General features: G+C 50.5%; 15 protein-coding genes. 3 read left to right on the top strand and 12 right to left on the bottom strand.

From position 1 onward, the window contains the following. Positions 1-78: 78 nt before the first annotated feature. From N7387_RS03420 to N7387_RS03410, 3 genes are read right to left on the bottom strand one after another with little or no spacing between them, the layout of a single operon-like run. Positions 79-1035 carry a PfkB family carbohydrate kinase gene (locus tag N7387_RS03420; protein WP_279796908.1) on the bottom strand — a complete coding sequence of 319 codons (957 nt, stop codon included), beginning with the start codon at positions 1033-1035 and terminating at the stop codon, positions 79-81. Between the two features lie 9 nt (positions 1036-1044). Beyond that, positions 1045-2445 carry a cytosine permease gene (locus N7387_RS03415; protein WP_279796905.1) on the bottom strand — a complete coding sequence of 467 codons (1401 nt, stop codon included), beginning with the start codon at positions 2443-2445 and terminating at the stop codon, positions 1045-1047. Continuing rightward, a complete protein-coding gene (locus tag N7387_RS03410) occupies positions 2442-3461 on the bottom strand; it encodes an ADP-ribosylglycohydrolase family protein (RefSeq protein WP_279797006.1) in 1020 nt (339 codons plus the stop codon). The genes N7387_RS03415 and N7387_RS03410 overlap by 4 nt, the downstream gene beginning before the upstream one ends. A gap of 249 nt (positions 3462-3710) precedes the next feature. Between N7387_RS03410 and N7387_RS03405 the strand changes: the two genes are divergently transcribed. Both N7387_RS03405 and N7387_RS03400 read left to right on the top strand, forming a co-directional pair. Continuing rightward, on the top strand, positions 3711-4448 hold the full coding sequence (locus N7387_RS03405) for a GntR family transcriptional regulator (protein WP_279796903.1): 738 nt from the start codon (positions 3711-3713) through the stop codon (positions 4446-4448). 846 nt (positions 4449-5294) lie between these two features. Continuing rightward, a complete protein-coding gene (locus N7387_RS03400; protein WP_279796901.1) occupies positions 5295-6896 on the top strand; it encodes a glycosyl hydrolase family 18 protein in 1602 nt (533 codons plus the stop codon). A 317-nt stretch (positions 6897-7213) separates the two neighbouring features. Here the strand turns inward: N7387_RS03400 and hisS are convergent, their stop codons facing one another. The 4 genes from hisS to hdcC all read right to left on the bottom strand — a co-directional run bounded on the left by hisS (position 7214) and on the right by hdcC (position 12690). Further along, positions 7214-8485 (bottom strand): histidine--tRNA ligase, encoded by a 1272-nt coding sequence (gene hisS / locus N7387_RS03395; RefSeq protein WP_025152528.1) that lies wholly within the window; start codon positions 8483-8485, stop codon positions 7214-7216. 10 nt (positions 8486-8495) lie between these two features. Continuing rightward, the gene (locus N7387_RS03390) at positions 8496-9938 is read right to left on the bottom strand and encodes an amino acid permease (RefSeq protein WP_274370717.1); all 1443 of its coding nucleotides are present in this window, start codon (positions 9936-9938) and stop codon (positions 8496-8498) included. Positions 9939-10141: 203 nt separating this feature from the next. Beyond that, positions 10142-11278, bottom strand: a complete 1137-nt coding sequence (locus N7387_RS03385; RefSeq protein WP_262860121.1) for a histidine decarboxylase — start codon at positions 11276-11278, stop codon at positions 10142-10144. A 50-nt stretch (positions 11279-11328) separates the two neighbouring features. Further along, positions 11329-12690, bottom strand: a complete 1362-nt coding sequence (hdcC, locus tag N7387_RS03380) for a histidine-histamine antiporter (RefSeq protein WP_262881809.1) — start codon at positions 12688-12690, stop codon at positions 11329-11331. A gap of 423 nt (positions 12691-13113) precedes the next feature. On the opposite strand from hdcC, the gene N7387_RS03375 reads away from it, so the two are divergent. Continuing rightward, a complete protein-coding gene (locus N7387_RS03375) occupies positions 13114-15015 on the top strand; it encodes an ATP phosphoribosyltransferase regulatory subunit (RefSeq protein WP_279796896.1) in 1902 nt (633 codons plus the stop codon). Positions 15016-15060: 45 nt separating this feature from the next. Here N7387_RS03375 and N7387_RS03370 read toward each other — a convergent pair whose 3' ends face one another. The 5 genes from N7387_RS03370 to N7387_RS03350 all read right to left on the bottom strand — a co-directional run bounded on the left by N7387_RS03370 (position 15061) and on the right by N7387_RS03350 (position 21166). Beyond that, the gene (locus tag N7387_RS03370) at positions 15061-16287 is read right to left on the bottom strand and encodes an SGNH/GDSL hydrolase family protein (RefSeq protein WP_262881807.1); all 1227 of its coding nucleotides are present in this window, start codon (positions 16285-16287) and stop codon (positions 15061-15063) included. Beyond that, positions 16250-17440: an SGNH family hydrolase gene (locus N7387_RS03365; RefSeq protein ID WP_262881806.1), complete on the bottom strand. Its 1191-nt coding sequence runs from the start codon at positions 17438-17440 to the stop codon at positions 16250-16252. Before N7387_RS03365 ends, N7387_RS03370 begins: the two co-directional genes overlap by 38 nt. Next, entirely contained in the window at positions 17427-18845 is a 1419-nt protein-coding gene (locus N7387_RS03360; protein ID WP_279796893.1) for an MBOAT family O-acyltransferase, read from the bottom strand. The genes N7387_RS03365 and N7387_RS03360 overlap by 14 nt, the downstream gene beginning before the upstream one ends. A 163-nt stretch (positions 18846-19008) precedes the next feature. Beyond that, a complete protein-coding gene (locus N7387_RS03355; protein WP_279796892.1) occupies positions 19009-19800 on the bottom strand; it encodes a protein bax in 792 nt (263 codons plus the stop codon). A 298-nt stretch (positions 19801-20098) separates the two neighbouring features. Then, positions 20099-21166, bottom strand: coding sequence for a fimbrial protein (locus tag N7387_RS03350; RefSeq protein WP_279796889.1), 1068 nt, complete (start codon positions 21164-21166; stop codon positions 20099-20101). Positions 21167-21178 lie beyond the last annotated feature (12 nt).

Here is a 21178-nt window from a genome sequence, read left to right as displayed (position 1 = left end):
TGACGGGATATTACGTATAAAAAACCCCCGGAAACCGGGGGCTGAGTGAACATCGCTGTCGGGTAAACGGGCGGTGTTTCAGGGGTGATGATGTAAAAACTCACTCAATTCCGCGCGGGTGGGGGCACCGTCAGACCCCGGACGGCTGACCACAATGGCCGCCACCGCATTACCGGTCCGTACGGCATCCGTGAGCGGTTGTCCGCAGGCCAGACCGGCGAGAACACCGGCGCAGTGACTGTCTCCGGCGGCAATGGTATCAGCCACCGGCACCGTATATGCCGGGATGCTGACCGGCTGCTGCCCCGGCTGACAGACCACAGCACCTTCTTTATCAAAGCGGGCGATTAGCGGCAGACCATAGCTGTCGGCAAACGCCTGCGCATCGTCTGTCTGTATCTCAGACTGTTTTCCGCCCTGCGGATTGAGCTGTGCCAGTTCGTCACGGTTGACGGTCAGCAGCGGCTTTTTCGCCAGCAGCTTTTCAATAAAGTCCGGATCAATATCCCGCAGACGCGGACCGAAATCCGCAAACAGGGTTTTATCCGCACTCTGCGCCAGCAGCCAGTTACGCAGCGGTGCGCTTTCCGGACTGACCAGCTCGTAACCGGAAACATAAATCAGGGCATTGTCCGGCACCGGGATTTGCGCGAGCAGTTCTTCACTCCAGTGCTGTTCACAGCCTTCGATGGTGATGAATGTGCGTTCTTTGCTTTCCTCGACCAGCGCCAGGCACCAGCCGTTATCGTGCGTCGGATGGCGCAGCAGAACCGGCAGATTTTCTTTTTCCATCGCGGCAGTGACCTGTTTTCCCCAGCTGCCGTTGCCGGCGGGAATACCGTTGACCGGCACAATGCCGAGACGACTCAGGGCACGGGCGACATTAAAGGCGCAGCCGCCGATCTGCTGCCCGAGCGGCAGGGCGCTGATATCATCCCCGCTGCGCGGCAGGGCATTCACTTCCAGCATCACATCGCCGAAAGCCGCGCCGATAACCACGACCGGGCGCTGTGGTGTCAGTAACGATACATCCATCTGTTCCGTTTAACCCCGTACCGGTTTCATCATCAGTGTCAGGCGGTACGCCGCCATGCTCACCAGGAAGGAGACAAACAGCCCCAGACTGGAATTCTCAAACACACCGGTGGCAAACGGCCCGTTAATAAAGCCGGTCTTCGTGACCAGCAGCCCGGCAACCGAACCGCCGAGCCAGCACAGGAAGGTCGGCCAGATAACCCCGGTGTCGCCGTAGAGCGAAACGTCGTCGTAACCGGCGGTTTTGTGTTTGCAGTAATAATCAGTGATAAAAATCGCCGCCCAGGAGGCCAGGAACAATCCGCAGAACACCAGGAATGAAATAAACGGCCCGAGGAAATCACCGGAAACAAACAGAACATAAATCGCGATCGCCAGCACAATCACGCCATCAAGAGCAACGGCGGTGCGCTGTTTGAGTTTGATGCCCATGCTCAGCAGGTTGAGACTGGCGGAATAGAGGCTGAGGACGGCGATAGTGACAATCCCCGCCACCGCAGCAGCCAGATACGGCACCGCCATCCAGGACGGCAGCAGTCCGCCGATGGCGGCAATCGGGTTTTCTTCCGCTGCCAGATCAGGCAGTTGCGCGGTCAGCAGAATACCGGTCAGGATCAGCAGTAACAGCGGAAGCGCAGCCCCGCCGACCACAGAGCCGAAAATACGGCTGTGGGATGAGGACGGGCTCTGGTCGCGGCTGTAATCCGCCCCTGCAATCGCCCAGCTGATCCCGGTGCCGGCGGCGATAATGGACACCGCAGGCAGGAAACCGGTGATCCAGCTGCCGGAAGGACGGTTGATCAGCGCCTGCCAGTCTGCAGTCGCCAGCAGCCAGAGCACGACAAACAGGGTCATTGCCCCGAAAATCCGCGTGATCCATTTCTGCATCAGCAAAACGGTGTTCTGCCCGAGAATACTGACCAGCACCGTCAGCCCGCCGAATAATACCAGCGCAACAGCCGTCATCAGGTGTCCGCTGCCCAGCCCGATGGCGGTAAACAGCGCCGCCAGCGTCAGGGTACCGGTGATGATATTCACCGCTTCCCAGCCCATCAGGTTAAACCAGCAGAACGCCGTCGGCGCGATATTGCCGCTTTTGCCGAAGCTGGCGCGGGAAAGGGTGAGGGTGGTGGTCCGGCCGATTTTACCGGCGATACTGGTGATCCCCACTAAAATAAAGGAGGCGACACCAACCACTGCCGCTAAAACCGACTGAAAGAAGGAAAGCCCGAACGACACAATAATCGCGCCGTAGACCACGCCGAGAATACCGATATTAGCGGCACACCAGACAAAGAACAGTTCGGCGGGTTTTTTGGTCTGTCTGGAAGGGGGGATCAGGCCGATCCCCAGTTCTTCGATGGTCGGATCGGTGTTGTTCAACGCTGAAGGGACAGATTGCTGACTCATGACATCATCCTGTTCGTCGCGGCATACTCCTGTCTGAACTGTGCCAGACGGCGGGCATACGGCGTAAAATCGATATTATTTGTATGATTTATCAATGCGATACTGTCAGCATCAAAACTATCAATGCCGTGAATTGCGCCGCAGATGGCCGTCGCCATGGCACCGATGGTGTCCGTGTCGCCGCCCAGATTTGCAGCCAGTACCGCACAGCGTACGGGATTGGTGTTGGCTAAATCCGCGAGTGCAATGGCACACGGGATAGATTCAATATTATCCATACCGGCGCCGACTATCTCATAGAGATCGGTCAGTGCCTGTTCTTCGTCCGTACGCCCGCGGACCACATTGAGGGCGTACATAATCCTCCGTCCCAGCAGCGGGCTGAAGGTGGACTCAAACCGGCGCTGAACAGTGTCAGCCAGCGGTATGACAGCCTGTTTTATCGCAGACCAGTCAGTGCCCTCAACAGCCAGACTGACGGCCCGCGCAATCACGACAGCACCGGCAATGGCGATATCGGATTTGTGGGTCGGCAGACAGGAGAGCCTGACCTGCTCAATAAAACGATCTGTATTATATGATGGCATCAGGCAACCAACAGGCGCGACACGCATCGCGGAACCGTTGGTCACACCATTTGCCTCTATTTTATCTAAAGGTATTCCCTGGTGTATGGCATTCAGCGCAGCTTTTGATGTCGGCCCCAGAATATTTTTTTCAAATGCCTTTATCCGGGTGGCCCACGCCATGATGTGACGGGCGATCGTCTGCGGGACGACCGCACCGTGCTCCTCAATCATGGCATCCATCAGAGCAACACACTGACTGGTATCATCGGTAAATTCCCCGGCAACAAACTCGTTGGCGGCAATATTCTCCTCCGGGCCCGGCAGGAAGGTATCAATCCAGCCGAAGTGCTGGCGGACCCGGCTCTTCGGCCAGAGTTCCGACGGCATGCCCATGGCATCTCCGGTTGCCTGCCCGTAAAGGCAACCGAGAATACGTTTTTCTGTCACATTTAACGGGACTGCTGCTGATTGTGTCATTTATTATTATCTGGACTGGTGTTGAATGAATGAAAAACAACAAACTGTATTATTGGTATAAAACTGCTGTGGAGCCTTTATCGTTATAGAGTATATAATAGACCACAAATAAGTCCAGTTGTAGTCCAGTTGAATTGATTTTAATCAGTATGTGATAGCGGACACAAAAGTTGCTACACTGTTTTCAGCCGTTATCCGCAGCATGACAGGAACCTATTTGTGGAACATGATTTTCTCACTTTTTTACAGCACAGGCTTGATCAGCAATCAACCGTTCCGTTATATCTCCAGCTGAAACAAGGGATTGAAGAAGCCATCACACAAAAGCAGCTGACGCACGGTTGTGTTCTGCCGTCTGAGCGTCGTTTAGCGCAATCGCTGGGGGTATCCCGCGTGACGGTGGTGAAGGCACTGGACTTACTGCTGAAACAGGGGCTGGTGGTGAAACATCACGGCAAAGGCACGCAGATTAATCTGCCGGTGCAGTACAACCTGTCCGGCGGCGGTTTTTCCGCGCAGGCCGCCGGCAGCGGCAAGGTGTCCAACCGCTGGCTTATTCGTCAGCTGGACTCTGTACCGGACTCACTGGCCTCTGAACTGGAATTATCCGCAGGTGATACCATGGCGGTGATCAAACGTGTCCGGCTGGTGGATGATATTCCGGTCTCGCTGGAAACCATGTTTATCCCGGAAGCTTTTCTGCCGCGCCCTGATCTGCTGGACGGCTCTCTGTATGCGCACTGGCTGGCGCAGGGGATTGAGCCGGATGTGCAGGAGTATGCGCTCTCTATCTGTCATCCGTCAGAAGAAGAGGCGAAACTGCTTTCTATTCCGCCGACCGCCTCACTGATGAAAATTATCCTCAGAAGCCGCGACAAACAGGGCCGGGTGCTGGAATACGGCACGGCTATCTGCCGCAGTGATTTCTATCATTTCCACTTTACGGTAAAAGCCTGAAAGCAAAAAAAACCGATAATTGGTTGTCCAACTATCGGGGGAGCACTTCACCTCCGGCCTGATGCTCAAAATGGTCGGCATCATCGATCAGTAACTGATAAGATACAGCATAATCGATTATTAATATTTATACGTGGCTTATAAGGTCCTCTGGCCTTGTCCACTTAGTTTTCCGGTTTCGCATTTTCATTTTCAGGTTTTTTTAATTGTTTAACATCACTGGATTACATACCACCATACTTTTATTTCCAATTATAATAAGTGGTATGGCTGAGCCAATTGTGACAAGAAATAATTTACGCTTTCATACCAGAATCAGAAAGTTTTAAAATTCCTGAACTTTAACCAGTACTTCATGGTTCTGTATTTCAGTGGCGGAAGTATCAGTAATATAACTATTATCCTAATCAGGTCGCTGAGCAGATGAATATTTTTATCCTGATAATGTTTTTAGTATTTATTATATTATAACAGCCGGAATTCATATAAAGGCGCGTTAATTTTATTTGTGGTCTGGCCATTTTATTTTAGTATTGCAATTCTTTTGTGGCTAAATTAGCTTGATGTTAATGAGGTTTGATTTTATTTTAATACCGGAAAATAGTAAGGTGGAATATATATAAAGATCAGATTTATTTTTCCTGAATAGAACGGTTAAAACATTAAATAGATAAGTCAGGATATTAAAAAATAGTGAATGAATTTTTACGATTATATTTCCGGGACTCGTTTCCGGAGTAATTATATCGAAAAAACAATCAATGTAAGAATTGATAATAAGTGTTGGGCTGCTAGGGATATATTTATAGTTAATTAATCTATCGTTTTTGTCTCATGGAGATTGTTATGTCAGATTTTAAAAAAAAGCTCAGTAATATGGCTAAAGACCGTGAAGAAAACCCGCTTGTATTCCCGTCTGATCCCGGAACAAATGTTAACGGTACGATATGGGCCGCCGGTGCGGCAGAAAAAACCTATGAGGTAAATAATTTTGATCCTTCTGCTGAGGATAGCCTGCTGAGTTATACCCCGGGCCGGGTTGTAAGGCATCTGTTTAATGACTATAGCAAAACTGAAGGGTTTGAAGTTTTTGGCTATATGTCTGATTGGGGTATTTATGATTCCCGTTATGAACCTGATCAGTATGGTTATAAAGAAGGTGGGCGTGGTACGGATATTATGCGATTGATGCAGGGTGAAAATTCTTACTTTGATCGCCTGGTATTAGGGTTTTCGGCAATTATCGGAGATAACGGGATAAAAGCAGACACCATTAAGAGAGCGGCAGTTGATTTTGGTATTGCTGCTAACGAGGGGGATGTTGCCAATCATAAAGGGAAAGCAACCCTGACTGATTTTTGGGGAGATGTTGGTGCTTATATTAATTGTGGTTTTCCGGGATGGAAGGAGGTGAAATTTAATCCGGAAGAGGCTATGGGGGTTCTGGGTGCGCTTGTTCAGCTTAATAAAAAATTTCCCGAAATGCCAATCGGTCTGAGTCTGGGGGGATGGTCGATGAGCGAGGCTTTCCATTATATAGCAAAAGATGCGGATAAACGGGTACGTCTGGCGCAATCATTAAAATATATCTTCGATCTTTTCCCTATGTTTAAGGAACTGGACATTGACTGGGAATATCCGAATTACAAAGGGGAAGACCACAATAAATTTGGTCCGGAAGATGTGCCGAATTTTGTTGAGCTGATTAAAGAAATACGTAAGGTACTTCCTGGTGTCCCTGTCAGTATCGCAACGATAGCTACCCCGAAAGGATTAAAGGACGGGGAAATTGATAAACTTGTTGCGGCGGGTGTTGATAAAATAAACCTGATGACTTACGACTTTTTCGGCTCGCCATGGGCAGAAAAGCTAATGCATCATACGAACTTAAGAAATACTGTTGCTGATGGTACACGAAACTCAGTTGAAAAAGCAGTAGATTATCTTATTAATGATCTTCACATAGAACCGAAGAAAATTAATATCGGCTATGCGGGATATTCGCGTAATGCCAAAAATGCCACAATCGTCAATGCATCTCCGTTAGTTGGCAGCTATGACAAGGACAATAACGCTAAAACGGGTGTTTTAGGCAGCTTTGAAAAAGCAACCAGTGAATGGCCGGATCTCTTATATAACTATGTTGATGGTGATCTTAACGGCATCAATGGCTTCAAAATGTACACTGATAAAGTGTCTTCCGCCGAATTCCTTTATAACAGGTCTAAAAATATCTTTATGTCAGTAGAGACGCCATGGAGCGTGTATGAAAAAGCGAAATATGTGCGTGAAAAAGGGCTGGGGGGCATGTTTATCTGGATGATTGATCATGATAATGGTCTGCTGACTAATGCGGCACGTGAAGGCCTGGGTGCCGGGGTGGACGGAACCCCGCGAATTGATATGGCTCCGCTGCTGCGGTCTGCGGCAGACAAGGAAAATAAATAAGGATGATAATTCTGAAACCAACACAATGCTGTCACAGACTATGACAATTTGACAAAGATATAACAGCGGATGATGAGGGAATGTCAGGAAGTATTATTCTGTGGCATAACTTTCTGCATTGCCCTTATTCCATATTGCGGCCTTAAGAGAGCCGGATTTGTTCGGCACGAAATCCGGTACCGTTACTATGCGAGCTAAGCAATATGAAGATAAATCCTGCCACAGATGGATACAAAAAACTCCCGATAATGGGTTATCCGATTATCGGGAGTCACTTCAAAAAAACAGTGTTTTTATTACTGTTGCGCTATAGTTTATCAGGCCATCGCAGTGATGGTTTTATTCAGTAACGCATTGGCGAGTGTGTCTGTGGTCACCGTTTCATTGGTGTTCGCGGTAAGATCCCACAAGCCTATCTGTCCGTCACGGTTGAGCGTCACAATGTAACGGCAGCCGGATTTCAGTGCGCTGCTGTGCTGACGCTTCAGTTTGGCACGGGTGAAATCATTGAGGATTTTATATTGCGGTAACTGATGGCGCAGTGTGTTAGCCAGTAACAGCGCTTCCACATTCTGTGCCGGATCTTCATAGGTCACCACGATATCCGGTTGATTAACAATGGCTTTATCCAGGCCGAGGGTCTGGATCAGCAGTAACAGCCGTTCGATCCCGATAGCGAATCCGGAAGCCGGTAACTGTTTGCCGCTGAATAATTCAACCAGACCATCATAACGGCCGCCGCCGCAGACTGTCCCCTGTGAACCCAGCTCTTCCGTGATCCACTCAAACACCGTACGGGTGTAGTAATCCAGTCCGCGGACCAGACGCGGATTAACCACATAGGCAATGTTTTCGCTGTCCAGCAGGCGGCGCAGCTCATCAAAGTGCTGTTGTGACTCTTCGCCGAGGAAGTCCAGCAGGCGTGGTGCCGCTTCGATCATCTCCTGCATATCCGGATTTTTGCTGTCCAGGATACGCAGCGGGTTGGTTTCCAGACGGCGCAGGCTGTCCTCATCCAGCAGCGCTTTGTGCTGCATAAAGTAATTCACCAGCTGCTGACGGTGCTCTGAACGCTCTTCCGGTGTCCCGAGGGAGTTAATCTCCAGGCGGACGTGCTTATCCACACCGAGCGCCTTAAAGATATCTTTCACCATAAAGATAAGCTCGGCATCCACATCCGCCCCCGGCATGCCGAAGGTTTCCACCCCGAACTGGGTGAACTGGCGCAGACGGCCTTTCTGCGGACGCTCATAACGGAACATCGGGCCCTGATACCACAGGCGCTGCGTGGTGTTGTAGCACATGTTGTTCTCAATCACGGTCCGGACGCAACCACTGGTACCTTCCGGACGCAGGGTGATGTGCTCGCCGCTTTTATCGAGGAAGTTATACATCTCTTTTGAGACGATATCGGTGGATTCACCGACCGCGCGCTCAAACAGGGCAACCGGTTCCAGAATCGGCAGCCTGACCTCCTGATAGCCGTAGCGGGAAGTGATATTCCGGATCCGGTTTTCCAGCCACTGCCAGACCGGTGTTTCTTCCGGAAGCACGCTTCTCATCCCTCTGATTGACTGAATCTTTTCCATTTTTAGTCCTCTATATACAGTTTCTCTGTGAGAAATTCCGGCTGTCATCATTGTCAGCCGATAACGCCATCTCAGCGGTCTGCTCAGTGCAGATCCCCGGGATGTACGACAGGGCGAGCCCGGGACGGGGATCCGTAGTGTTTTTTTCACGGCGCATAATAAAAAACAGATACAGCGGAATGGTCACCATTTGCAGTACCATGCCCCAGAACAGCGGTTTGGTACCGGCGCCTGTCAGCGCGACCATAATGAATCCCAGACCAATCAGGCTCAGAGTGGCGTAAATAATAAAGGTGCGCCCGTACTGCATTTTTTTGGCGATCATGGCGATCGGCAGGGAAATCACTGCAAACGCATACGGGATCAGACTGGCGGACACCGCAAGAATAATGATGTTGCGGAACTGCTGTTCCAGGCTCGGTGAGATGGTAAGCAACAACACGGCGCTCATCATCCCGGCGGTACACATCAGCCCTTTATACGGGACACCGTGGCGGTTCACATCGGCAAAAAAACGCGGAAATGTGCCTTCTTCCGCCGCAGAGCGGGGAACTTCGGTCTGTAAAATCTGCCAGCCCGGCAGTGCGCCGAAACAGGCAATAATCGCGAGCGCAGAGATAATCTGTCCCGCATGTTCGCCCCACAGATAACGGGCGGTATCCGCAAACGGCGCGGTGGAGTTAACAAGCTGTTCATGGGGCAGGATCCCCATCATGACATTGGTGGAGCTGAGATAGCAGGTGGCGGCAATCACCAGCCCGATAATCGTAGCCAGCGGAATATTGCGGTGCGGATGAATCACCTGGGCAGATGAAACCGACGCGGATTCAATGCCCAGATAGCCCCACAGCGAAATGGCGGCGGCGGCAAAAATAGCATCTGTGTTACTGGTCTGAGTAACATTAAAACTGGTGATATAACGTGTGTAATCAAAATGGGTCCAGCCGAAAATACTGATGCTCAGAATAACGGTGAGCATACAAAGGCCGGTAAAAATCTGCGCATAGCCGACGACTTTTGCGCCCTGCAAACCCAGCAGAACGAAAGCCCAGAGAATAATAATGGCGGTAATAGCGGCGTAAAGCGGAGTGTGAAGCTGCGGAAAGAAATAAGAGAGATAACCGACACCGGAGATCAGTAAGGCACAGTTGCCTATCCAGGTCGAAAGCCAGTAAAAAAGTGATGTTTGTAACCCGATATACTGCCCGAATGTCCGGCCGATGTTGGCAATCACACCGCCTTTACAGGGGGAGATTTCACCGGTCTTGGCGAACACCAGCGCCAGTGCCAGCACGCCGCAGAAGGTCAGCAGTCCGCCCCACAGTGCGATGGAACCGATATGCGCGAGGGAGGAGGGTAACATAAACACGCCGCTTCCCATCATATTGGAAGCCGTCATAATAATCAGGGCTGTCAGGCCCATGCGGTGGGTGGATTTACCATTGGGAACCATACCATTTTGTCCTCACAGAAATACTCCAGCTGCGGATGAGGGAGCAAAAAATCTCACGATCAGAGAACTGAGCCGTGTTTTTTGGTCTTTTTTCTTGCATCATCCTGTGTCGCTGTATAGGTTAGAAAGCGTTGCCGGCAGGATTGGCGTCTGCGCCGGCAACGAACCGTAAGGGGGCAGTGGATATTTACCACTGCCTTTTTTTATGCCGCGTGTAAGTTAAAATCCGCGATAACGTCGTCGATCAGTTTGTCGATCTCTACGGTATCCAGATGGTGCGCGGTGGTGATCAGGTGAGCCACGTCGCCGGATGTTGCCAGGCAATGTTCTCTCCAGACGCGTTCTGACGGGCAAGGGAACACAACAGTGATGGAGTTCTTGTTGCGCCATGCATTGATACCGGCTTTCTGCATACGGTCAACAGCGTACTGCGCCATATCCAGACTGCGGGTGATGCGGCGTTTCCATTCCTCAGTTGAATGTGAACGGATAGCTTCCCACAGCATCAGTGGTGTGTGACCGTTACGTGAACCGGTGATGGTTTTGTCATGTGCGGAGATGTAGTCGATTTCAACAGAAATACGGTCTACGTTTTCTTTCTTCGCAACAACGATACCGCAAGGGATTGGCGAACCGATCATTTTGTGGCCGGACACACCGATGGAGTCGATACCGTCAGCAAAGGTGAACGGCTGCGCGTCATCAACGAATGGCAGGATCATGCCGCTCAGTGCCGCATCAGCATGCAGATAGTAATCTTCACGTTTGATACCGGCTGCTTTCAGGCGTTTCTGGATTTCAGCGATATCATCAATAGCACCGCGGACAGTGGTACCGATGTTAGCGAAGATAATCGGATGCGCTTCTTTATCATCAGCGATTTTTTTCATCAGATCGTCATAGTCGATTTCGCCGTTTGGCAGAGATTCAACAACCTGAGATTTGATACGCAGTAATTTAACGATTTTCGCAACGGAATAGTGAGTATCTTTTGAATAGTACAGCGTACCGTCAGGGAAGATTTCACGGCCCAGGTAGCAACCGAACATGTTACCTTCGGTACCGCCGTTGGTCACATAACCCCAGCTTTGTTCAAACGGGATTTTGAACAGGTCTGCGAAATACTCCATCACTTCTTTCTCGAAATCGAAAGAGTTCAGCAGGTAGTTGCAATATTCGCCCCAGTCACCGCAGTTGTTGATGGAGAAACGTAAGAAGCGTTCCAGATTGGTGTAATCGAAATCCGCTGATTCAGGATAACCGATGTTGAAATACTGGTTTTTTACGCAATAAGCCCAGAATGCATCAAGTTTGTTTTGATCATTGATAGACAGAGTCATACTTAATTACCTCTTGTTTTTCAAAATTGAAGACTGTGAAGCGGAGCAAATCACGCTTTGTTTTGTTCGTCATTGATGTACAGGATGTCGTTGCCTTTTTTCGCACGGCCGGCGGCCACGAAGCTGAACAGCGGAATAGTGATTGACATCATGACCAGACCCCAGAACATAGAATCAGAACCGGAACCTAACAGGGCAAAGACACAGTAGATAATGCCGATAACCACCAGGACGTTATAGAAAATGAAGGTGCTGCCGCGGTTCATTTTTTTGGAAACCATGATGATTGGCAGAGAAATCAGTGCGTACATGTATGGCAGCAGGGATGCGAAAACAGACATCAGGATGACGATTTCGAACTGTTTGGCCAGGTTTGGTGACGCGGTCATTAACAGCACCAGACTCATCAGCACACCGGTGAAAATCAGGCTTTTCATCGGAACGTCATTTTTGTTCACATCAGAGAAGAATTTAGGGAACAGACCCTGGTCGGCACCGGCACGCGGACCTTCAGACTGCAGGATTAACCAGCCGGAGATAGAACCGAAGCAGGCGATGATACTCAGGATAGACGCAACAGTACCGGCAGTTTCACCGAACATGTAACGGGCAGCATCTGCAAACGGTGCAGCAGAGTTAATCAGTTCTTCATGCGGAACCAGACCCATGATGACCGTACAGCTGCCGACGTAGCAGACTGATGCAATCAGCAGACCATACACGGTGGCACGCGGTACTGTGTATTCCGGTTTGTCCACCTGGCCGCTGGAAACCACAGCAGATTCAACACCCAGGAAGCCCCACAGCGCGATAGATGCCGCAGTGATAATGGCAGTGGTATCACTTTTACCTGTACCGTTATAGACCTGAGAGAACATCTGCGGATCGAACCAGAACCAGCCGATCACACCGACACCCAGAACAACAACCAGCATGCAGCTTGCCGTGAATGACTGCGCACGACCGGCGACACGGGCACCGAAGCTGGCTAATACCACGAAGCCCCACAGAATCGCGATAGCAACGACACTGCCGATAGCCGGGTTTTTCAGTTCAGGGAAGAAGTAGCTGAGGTAGCCGACACCGGCAACCAGCAGCGCGACGTTACCGACCCAGGCACTGATCCAGTAACAAACAGTAGTCTGGAAACCGATAAACGGACCGAAAGCATCGCTGGCGTATGCCACGATACCACCGTTACGCGGTGTGATAAGACTGGTTTTGGCGAAAACTAATGCTAATGCGATAACACCAATGATTGTAAATAACCATCCCCATAAGGAGATGTAACCGACGCCCGCGAGGTTAGTCGGCAGCATGAACACACCGGAACCCATCATATTTGATGCGGTTACCAGGGTCAGCGCGACCACCCCCATTTTATGGGCGGAACTGGCACTCATGTTTCCCATAATGCTTTTCCTGTAATGATTGTTTAATTGGAAAGGTGCACCCGATGACAATTACCGAGATAGGGAAAACTTAATTTTTAAATGTCGTTCTAAATTTGATATTGATCAAAAAAAACAGCGCTTCCATAACAGTTCCGGCTGAAAATGACTATTTTATGGGCTGTTTTTCCGTAAGTGACTCTGTCCCCCTTTTTCGGCGTGAATAATCCGACTTTGGGTGTGGTTATTATTTTACTTTTGTCATATGTGAATTAACAAAGCGGTTAAGTAAAAAATAAATATACTTTTTTCAACACGATAAAAAAGAATGGCATTCAGAAATAAAAACGGGTTTTATGATATGAGTTAAAATGACAAAACCGGTTTTATATTATATTACTCATCAGATAAATTGATTATTTTTAGCGATTGGAGCGCTGACCTATGCCAAGAAGAGAGCGCCTTTACTTTCCGGGATTACCACAGCTGATTAAACTTAACGGACACAATCATGAAAAACTCTTTCAGGAAGAGAATGATTACGCCCGTTTCCTGACCTGCGTGGACAGGTCTTTAGAATCATATGATTGCGAGCTTCACGCCTATTCACTTCAGGCCGATACGGTATTGTTGCTGCTGACACCAAAATCAAAAGAAGACTTAAGCCGTTTTATCCAGCACATCGGACGTCAGTATGTTCCTTATTACAATAATAAATATCAGCGTACCGGTGCATTATGGGATCGGCGTTATAACAGTTGCCTGATTGAAGCAAATTCCTATTTTCTTTTGGTCTCTCAATATGTTGATACGTTCACATCCGACCAGTCATCAAATAATGATAAACATAACTTAAATTATTCCAGCTACGGTCATAACACCGGGGAATGTACTATTCCGAGAATGACTGAACACCAGTGTTATTTGCAATTAGGTAAAACACCGGAAGAGCGCGGGATCCATTACCAGCATTTTTTGTATACCACCATCAGCCAGTCTGTTATTGAGCGGATTCAAATCTGTCTGAATCAGAATTGCGTGCTGGGTACCAATCAGTATTGCCAGAAACTGGAATTTGAAGTGAACCGGACAGTGCGCCCGCATCACAGCGGACGGCCGCGCAAACATTACAGTAATGATGTGGCGGACTGGATCTGGCTGGAAAACCGTGCCTCTAAACTGCTGGCACGTTATTGTTATCAGGAAATCCGCTTCCCGCTGCTGGAGTACTGGGATGACCATATGAAGAATACTGCTGCGTTTGCGGATGATAACCATAACGGGCCCAAACTTAACTGCAGCCATCCGGCACTGCTGCGCGGTGAGGGGACGATGGGCTGTCTGCGGGTGATTGCACAGCATCAGCGTTTACAGTCGAAAAGTAAGTTATGGTATATCGGTGCGATGTTCCGCAATGTCGCCGGGCAAAAACAGGATTTTGAACAATATCACCAGATCGGGGTGGAAGCGTTCGGTTACGATAATATTGATATCGAGCTGGAACATATTTTAATGCAGTATGATTTTTTCAGTTCATTGCATCTCACGCCGTATATTGAATTAAAAATAAATACCGTTGGCAGCGAAGACGAATTCAGTCATTTCCGTCAGGCACTGAGAGACTATTATCAGCCGTTTCTGCCGTTCTTTGAAGAGCTGTGGCTGGTGAAACTGAAAGAGAAACCGGAGCAGTTATTATCCACACCGCACAAGCTGCTGGATATCGTTAATAAAAAAGCCCCCCGGCTCAGTGAATTTCTCTCTGAGGCTTCCGCCGCCCGCTTCCGTCAGCTGCTGGAATCCCTCAACCGTCTGAAAATTCCGTACAGTGTGACGCCGGGGCTGTATCCGGTGAATAATTACTGCCATACCCTGTTTGAATGGCGCACCACGCATCCGGACAGCCACGATGAGTTGTTATGCCGCGGCGGGCGCTATGATGCCAGTGCGTCACATCTGCTGGATAAAGCAGTGGCGGTCAGCGGTTTTGCCTTTATGCTCGACCCGATTATTTTTCTGATCCGCAAATGCCACAAACAACTGCTGCGTCAGAACGCGACCGATGTGGTGCTGATCCCGGAAAACACCCGTGCTGCCGGTCATGCGCTGATAGTCGGTCGCCGTCTGAGAACCCTGTTCCCGCATTTCACCATTAAGAATGACTGCTCGGGGATGCGGATCAGTACCTGCCGCAAGAACGCCGAACGTAACGGCAGCCGTTTTATTATTGTGGTGCCGTCAGAGGGTGATAAAGAACTGGAACTGACCGATAAAGACAACGGCATGATTCAGTTTGTGAATGAGAATGCCATGATCGGGGTACTGGGACACAGCGTAAACGGCTGAGGAGAAAGGATCCGCAGATAATCAGCTTATCTGCGGGAGAACCGGTTACTGTTGGCTGAGGAGCGATTCCAGGGCGTTATAGAGTGCGGTGGCGCTTTTCTCATAACCCGGGCCGGAGAGGTGGACTTTGTCCGGTCGTGCCAGATCACGCAGCACCCAGCTGTTGATTGCACAATCCCCCCCCATGAACTGCTGCCAGTCCCAGTAGAGTAAGCCTTCACTTTTCGCGACAGACTGCTGGATCCGTATCACATTGTGCAAATTGGCCGGCTGTTGTGAGCGGCAGTCAGGTGCGGTTTTGTTCTTGATACTGTCGCCCGGGCCGACCAGCAGGATCACCGCGTCCGGCATAGTGCTGCGGATGCTGCGCACGGCATTAGTCAGTTGCTGGCGGTAGAGATCCAAATCCAGCGTGTCATTAAAGGCTTCATTGGTGCCGTAAGCCAGGATCACCATTTCCGGATCGGTCTGCGCCAGGGTATTCACCCACTGCGGCAGCCATTTTTCCGTCATGGCAATTGTCGCTCCATTGATACCGACAGACGAGAGCATCACGCCCGGATGGTTGCGGGTGATAAACCAGCCGCCGATATTCAGCGGGCTCTGCTCATTCGCCGTGATCTCTGCCGGGAAAGTCACCGGCACACTGTCAGAAAAACGCCATGCGGAGGACGGTGCCAGGTTCAGCGTGCCGCCTTTGCCGCCGCGTACCGCAACGGAGGCCGGGTAGCCGGTCTGGTACAGCACCTGCATGTCATACTGATAAGAGGACGGATTGCGCTCTTTCATCGTCAGGGTGCTGTGCGGGGTCAGCGGCGAAATAATAAAGCCGCCCAGCGGGAAGTTGGGGGCATCATCTTTGCGGCTGGTCAGGAATGACCACTGTTTTTTCGGCTCGGTGAAGACAAAGTTGGCCGTGCGCTGTCCGGCGATAATGCTCGGCGGCACAAAGCCGATCCCTGCATTGCCGTAACGCGCCTGGAATTTGTCACGCAGCGTGCCGGAGAAAAAATCTGCTGCGGTGTGAGAATCACCAATCTGGACAATATGAACACGCGCAGACGGATCCCGCAGGCGGTGTGCCAGGCGGCTGAGGTTCGGATCGCCGTAGTTGGTCAGATCATTACGCGACACCGGCGGCGGTGTCTGCGGCTGTATCCACTGTTTATCCGAATCGTTCTGGCAGGAGAGCAGGGAAAGCGCTGCAGCAAACAGGGCTATCGCACCGGCCGGTTTAAGGTGCCACGACGGGCGTTTTTGTTGTTTCATCATGTGTTTCTGTTTTTTCCTGCGCCGCCGGGGTTTCCTCCGGCGCAGCATTAAATTTAATCAGATCAAATACCGTGTCAGCGATCGCCTTCTGACCTTTGTAGGTAAAGTGAATACCGTCGCCGCTGCGCAGCTTGATAGTGCTGCTGCCGTCACCGGGGTAATCTGAATAGATCTTATCCTGATATTTGAAAATGGTATTGGCGGACAACCAGATTTCACCGGCATTATTAATTTCCGACTGATAGATCCCGCTCAGATAGTGTACACCACCTGACAGCTTGTCTTTGCGCATATTCGGCGGTCCTATCCAGATGACGTCCACATCCTGTATCCGGGCCGTTAACAGAATATCCTGAATCCGTTTGCGATACTGCGCTTCCCACTCCGGCGACATAAAGCGCAGATAGCGCCCGCCGCCTTCCGGCGGCATGTCCCACGGGTCATTCGGGCCAAGGAAAACCACCATCAGGCGGATATCCGGGTTGGCGGCCAGCGTGGTTTTGATAGTCTCCGGCCAGTTGAAAAACTTCGGATACGTCAGGCCGGTACTCTGTTTGCTGAGGTTGATACTTTCAATGCCGTAGGTTTTGGCCAGACGGGATTGTAACACAGGCGCAACCCCCTGCATGAGGGAATCGCCGACGAAGAAAACTTTATCACCGGCGTCCAGAGCAATTCGTGATTTCGGTGCTTTTTTCGTCAGTATGTGTTCTGCAATCTGTTCCGGATTCAGCTTCAGCACCGGACTGCCGGTTGCCGGACGTTCCCGGTTCAGCAGTTCAGGGAAGGTCACAGACAGTGCGGCAGCCGGATAACGGTAGCCGTTGATAAAATGCAGCCCGACCGGAAACTCCTCCGGAAACGCGGTATTGCCCGGAACAGCCTCTTCCGTTTCCTCAACGATATGGTTGCCCTGAGCATAGGCCCACAGTGTCTCTCCGGCCGCCACCACGCCTTCCTGAAGGTAACCCCCGAGCTCCCATCCGTAATGCCCTTCCAGCTTCGCCCACGGCGCAGGCTGGTGGTAAGTCTGTTCCCAGTACCGGGCAAGCGGGTTCTGGTTCAGCCAGACCAGTGCCACTGCTGCTGTCAGCACAATAAAGACGACCTTCAGTGCCCGTTCGAGATTTTCGGTAAAATCAAAAATTCGCATAGATAAAACCCGGCATGCCTGAAGGAGAGAAAATAAAGACCAGCGTCATAAAGAGAGCCAGCGGTAAAGGATACCAGAACCACGGGATCCGCCGGTAATAGTGTCCGGCACGGTGATACAGACTGACACACTGCGGATAAATAAACAGCAGCAGCCAGAAGGCGATAATCAGCGGCGCACTGGCCATGACAGAGGCAATAAAGCCGTCAGCGGTCAGTTGTGTCAGCATGGTGACGGCATCACTGAGCGTGGCGCTGCGGAAGAAAATCCAGGTCAGACACAGCACATGAAAGGTGAAAATCCGGGCGGTCCAGACTCCGGTTTTCTGCCACAGCGTTTCCGCCGGATCGGTGCGCGGCGGCAGCAGTTTGTGTTTGATATTCATCAGCACAATCCCCAGCCCGTGCAGTGCCCCCCAGATGATAAACGGCAGCCCGACACCGTGCCAGATCCCGGAAATCACCATGGCGATAAAGGCGTTGAGGTTCATCCGCAGCCAGCCCTTGCGGTTACCGCCGAGCGGGATATAAATATAATCACGGATGAAGGTCGACAGACTGATGTGCCAGCGTGCCCAGAACTCTTTCAGGTTGGTGGCAAGGTACGGCGCATTGAAGTTCAGCGGTACCCTGAAACCGATCAGCATGGCAATCCCGGTGACCAGGTTGGTGTAACCGGAGAAGTTGAAATAGATATTCCAGGCATAGGCGTACACCGCCACCAGAATCTCACCGGCGCTGTAATTGACCGGCGAACTGAAGACCGGGTTGGCGAAATTTTCTGACAGATAGGCACTGAATAAAAACAGTTTCACCATCGCCAGGATGATCAGTAACAGGGCTTTTTTGTAATCAATAATTTCCCGTGAAACTGCCTGTATTTGCGGCATGAATGCTTTGGCGCGGTTTATCGGGCCGGCGACAATGCTCGGGAAGAAGCAGAGATAGAGCACCACATCCAAAAAGGGCGCTTTTTCAATCTCCTTGCGGCAGACCGACACCACATAACTGACGGAATGGAACGCGTAGAAGGATAAACCCAGCGGTGCCAGTACCGAAAGTACCGGCAGCTCAGCCTCCACACCGGCCTGCAGCAGCGCACTTTGCAGTGATTCCTGCATAAACCCGTAGTATTTGAACACCGTAAAACAGCCGATAATCCCTGCTGCCAGCAGGGTGTATACCGACTGGGCGGACAGGCGGCTGCTCAGAACATTCGTCAGCAGATAAATAAACAGGGTATACCCGGCCAGCACATACGCGAAGCTTGCCTGAAATGAGAAAACAAACAGATAACTCGCCGCAATTAAAAGGATATTCTGTAAACGGGTCTTTTTTTGACAGAGCCAGTAAACCAGAAAAAAGGCAGTAAAGGAGGCAAGAAATTCAAATGAAAAGAAATTCATATCAGGCTCTGTGCAGGCTTGTTGGGAATATCATAATTAGCGTGCTGAGTATAATATAAGTTATCAACCACGATTCAATAAGAATGATGATAAGCCATAAAAAAACCCGCGTAATCTTCAGATTAGTGCGGGTTTCCGGTGTCTGCCACAGTGAACAGAACGATTAGGTGTTTTGGGCGACCTTCTGTGCCGATGTGATCAGTGTTTTGTTACTGTCGTACATCTGGCGGAGGTAACGGTTATAGGCATCTCCCTTTTGCGAATAACCTTCCAGCTGACTGATAAGTTCCGGTGTGCTCAGTGAGTCATCATCACCCAGACGCTGTTTTGCCCTTTCTGAACGCAGTGAATTATAAGCACGGTGCGTATTCAGATTTTTCATATAGGACGTGACACTATCCTCAATAGTGTTGTATGCGTAGTAGCCCTGAACCTGTCCGGCTTTGGCACTACAGCCCCGTCCGCAACGCATACCAAAAAGGTTGTTGTTGGACTGAGCCAGTTTTGATGTTCCCCAGCCTGACTCGGTTGCCGCCTGTGTGGCAACGAAGTGGGTGGGCAGGATATCGACACGGCTCAGCAGCGCGTTCCAGTCGGTGCGCTTAGGCGAGCTGCATGTCATATCATAGCTCCGGCAAAGCTTTCCGAGCTTTGCAATATCACTCTGTGACCAGTGTTTGGCATTCCGGCGTTCCAGTAACCAGGTGCGGTCATTCATGATTTCGCGATTCACTTTGTCAATCGCGGGGACAATGGCATTTAAAAACGCTTTCTTACGGGGTGTACCTGACGCGTATTTTTTCAAATCAGGCAGCGTTTTTTGTAACTGCTGCGTGTTTTGATGCGAATACGGCAAGCTTGTCGTGGTACTGGTTGAGGCAAAGCCTGAACCGGTAAAGAATAGTAAAATCAAGAAAGCGAAGACTGCATTTGTCCTCATCGAAAGAGAGGGCATTGCTTTTTCCTCGTTTTATTGTCTGAACAAAAATCGAACGAATACTAGCAAAATATAAAAACCAAGGCCAGCCTTATTATCCATCGTTTAATATTAATCGGGTATGTTTTGGCAGGATAAAATTCTGTTTTTTGATTTTATGTATGACTATTAGTAAGTTAAAACGGACATTAAACGATAGCGGATTTCAGCAAAAATGGCGGAATTATCCGGAAAATTAATGTTTTTCACGCGGTGACCGGCCATTTTTCCCCTTTTTTCTGCGGTTTTTACCGGTCATGTTTATCCGGATTTGCCCTCAGTAGTACTCGAAATTGAGGATTGCCGTGGTATTGATGCGGCCGGCACTGAGCCGGGCAGCATCATACACATAGTAGTAAGCCCAGAGACTGAAGCCGTTGTTTACTTCAATAAATTTGTCCTTTCCCCATTCAAACAGATAGGAATCAGCGTGCGGCTGTCGTCCCGGCGGATTGATGACCAGCGCACTGTTGTCATTGGTATCCGCATAACGACCGACCCGGATCCCGACTCCCTGAGCCGCACCCTGTGAGGTATCAATGAGGGTTTTCATATCCCGCAGCCAGACCTGATTGCTGGCCAGATAGGCTTTTACCGGACGGCTGGCGCGACCGTTCAGGCGATCCCGGCAGGAGATATCCAGATAAAAGCGGGTCATTCCGGCGGTTTTGTTGCGTACCAGCTGCGCTCTGTCCACCTGCGGCAGTTCGACTAATAAATCTGCGTTATCAAAGGTGCAGGTGGTTTCACGCGGCTGATAAATGACATCCAGCGGCTGCAGGAACAGATCTTCATTGTGCTCCGGCCAGTGTCCGCTCAGCAGATAGGTGAGGATATCCAGCCCGAGACGGATAACGAACTGAAAGATCCCGACCCGTGTGGTGTCGGCGGCAATCACTGCGCCGTCAAAACGGTACTGGCTGCCGGGTACCGTCACATCACTGCGTGAGCCCTGCGGCATCACCCGGGCGCTGAGAGTAAAACGTGCCTGAAGGTTCCCCGCCGGATACGGATTTCGGCTGTAACCGAATTTTTGGCTGCCGCCGGGCTGGAGGTCAATCACCCTGAACTCGACCGGATAGCGCCCGTTCTGAAAACCGACCACCACGGCGCGTTTTTGCAGGTAAGAGGCGTTGGAAACACTGCTGCTGTAGCCGTTACAGCTGAATTCCCCGCTGTAGCGGGTATTTAAATAAAGCGTGGTTTCCGTCTGACGGTAAAAGGTTTCCGACAGATCAGCTATCAGCGGCGGTGCCTGTTTGTTGCCGTCGTTGGTACACTCCGCCTGCGCATAACCGGCGATCAGCATCAGCAGGCCGGTAAAAAGAGGGGTTTTTCTGAGCATCGGTGATGTTTC

Origin of the sequence: Morganella sp. GD04133 (assembly GCF_029835375.1) — a bacterium.
In the GTDB taxonomy this organism is placed as follows: Bacteria; Pseudomonadota; Gammaproteobacteria; order Enterobacterales; family Enterobacteriaceae; genus Morganella; species Morganella morganii_B.
The sequence above is the reverse complement of the archived record's forward strand: the minus strand, read 5'-3'. Positions and strand labels throughout refer to the sequence as shown.